The 2,537-nt window shown below is 52.8% G+C and carries 1 pseudogene; it reads right to left on the minus strand.

From position 1 onward, the window contains the following. Positions 1–2,190 (minus strand): annotated as a pseudogene (locus KZZ10_RS15485) (autotransporter-associated beta strand repeat-containing protein); the annotation flags it as partial. Between the last annotated feature and the right edge of the window lie 347 nt (positions 2,191–2,537).

The following is a 2,537-nucleotide window of genomic DNA, read 5'->3' on the forward strand; positions in this document are numbered from 1 at the left end:
GACGGCTGCGCTAGTAATATTTGCGGACTTCGGGTTGACGGCGGGGTTTGAACTCATGTTGGCAGTAGGTAGCCCCGAGGGGTTATTACCTGTGACAGCACCTGACGATAAGGGGGTGGGTGTATTGCCAGCACCGCCACCAAGTTGATTCGGAGCCATCGGGAAGTCGCCTAAGCGTGCCAACACCGCTTGCTGCACGCGTTGTGTCGTCTGTGGCAGCGTGGCCGCTGAGGCCGCATGAATCTCACCCGAGAGGGACTGTGCAAAGCCTGGAAGGCTTGCTGCGGTTTGACCGGCCACTGCGTAGAGTAAAGAGTCTTGTGCGGCTGTCGCAGTACCCGTCTTGTTAACGCCTAAGAGCTGATCCAAGACATTCGCGACTTCCTTGGCGTTCGCGGTGCTTGATGACAACGTAGAACTGTAAGAAGTCGGCGTCACAGCCAGATCAAGGCTACTGCTGCTGTTGACGTTATAGAACGCGATGAACTGTGTGCCACTAGCGAGCTCAGCGGGTTGTGTGAGTGTGCTGAAGCGACCCGAGATGCCACCCGTCGCCGTCACCATACGGAAACGATCACCAAGTGCTGGGACATAGATCGCACTACCGTAGCCTGACTCGCTTGCGTTAAACAGATTGGATAACCGTGGCGTTAAGGTCGCACCGGAATTAATCACCAGTTGACTACCGACATTCACAAATGAGTAATAGCCTGAGGCGCCCACAGGAGTTGCGCTGCTTGCCTGCACAGTACCAGCGATATCTTGTTGATAGGTTGACCCAGAGTTCAGCGTCAAGTTTTTAGTGAACGACAAATAGCCTGGGGAATTGCCCGGCTTAAGCACACCACTCACAACGGTATTGCCCGCAATCGTGCCTGTACCCATCAACGTGCCAGCAGGTGCCACGAACACATCACCCGTGCCGGTCGGTGACGGTCCAGCCACCACCAAGGTGCCGCCAGCTACTGTCGTGCCGCCACTGTAGGTGTTGGCGCCGCTCATGATCGTGCTGCCAGTGCCGATAAAGGTTAAGCCACCCGCGCCCGAGAAAACACCCGACAACGTGGCGCTACCTGAGGTTGGGTTTTGAATCGTACTTGCGCTGGTCACGCTAAATGCGGTGCTAGAGCTGTCGCCACTCAACAGCACAACCGTACCGCCAGACAAAACAGGGTTCGCACCAAGTGAAGCTAGCCCAACACTTGTGCCGCTGGAGATAGTTGAAACGGTTGATCCGCTTGACGATGAGCCTGTACTGCACACACTGCACGCCGTGATGAGTAAGTTCCAGATGCCGGACCCCGGCGAGGTCTCGCTCAAAACAAAGGTGTAACCATTTGATATGCCACTTGTGTTTAGCAGTCTTATTATTTCCGGGCTGTCTCCTACTGCCGGGCTGTTTACGACACCGCTTAAGACTGAGTAAAGTGTTGTATTGAGGATCGAACTATTCGTGGTCGATAAAGATGAAATACCAAAGGTCATTGCCGTCCCAGCATTTAGACTAGCGGCAGTCAGTTTGCCGTAGCTCGCGGCACTATCAATAATTACGTTATATACGGTTGGTAAATTACTTTCGAGCGACAGTGAACTACTTAAGTTGTTAAGCGTGCCGATTGTTCCAGCATTATTAATGCTTCCCCTGCCTCCGCTTATCGTCCCGGTGTTAGTCAACGTACTAATTGTGGCCCCAGGCTCATTGTAAATACCCTCTTGCGACGCCCCGCCTGTGATAATGCCACGGTTAGTGATCGTTCCAATTGAATAACCACCTCGATTATGAATCGCTGCATACCGGAAACCATAGGTAGAGGAAATATTGCCCGAGTTGACGATCGATGTAATGGTGCCATAGTTTTCGATGCCCGATCCAGGATCAGAGGTCACTCTTATTACCCCCTCGACGATCAAGGTCGCCCCAGGAGCTGGCGATTGGACTTGAATACCAGAAACGTAGGGAGATGACGCTGTCACCTCAACCTCAAGCGGCACAGTGATCACTTGACTGACCCCAATGGTCCACTGCGAGCCTCCGCAGCTAACGCTGGGCGATGTATTGTCTATGCAGTTAGCCGCTTGAAGGTTGCCTGAAGGCGTGAGAAAAAAAACTAAACTCGCAACTAGGACAGTAGAAAGAGTTAAGGCGCGTAAGCTTGCGCAAAGCAAATCTTTGATCTTGGTGAGTTGCATGATCTGCGCTCAGGTTGCCTGCGTTAATGGGGTGTTACGGAATCTGCTACTTAGCAAAAAGCATCACTTGTTTAACCGAGGATTCTAGATTTGTCTAGTTTGGCGCTATAAACAAGGAAACTGGGCTCTATGTAACGGCATTTGGTGGGGCAGTGCGCCCTCCATTACAAAACCGCCTAAGGTGCTGCAGTCCCAGGTTTTTGCTTTTGACCTGCGGGAGGGATACTAACTTTAGGCACCACCCCCCTAAAACGCCACCCTCAATCCCACACTCCCGCCATACAACGTCTGCCCTGTCCTAGCCTCGACCGAGACGCCTGCGTAAGCGTAGGCACTATCAGCCACTT

This window comes from Zwartia hollandica (genome assembly GCF_019923725.1).
Taxonomy (GTDB): domain Bacteria; phylum Pseudomonadota; class Gammaproteobacteria; order Burkholderiales; family Burkholderiaceae_B; genus Zwartia; species Zwartia hollandica.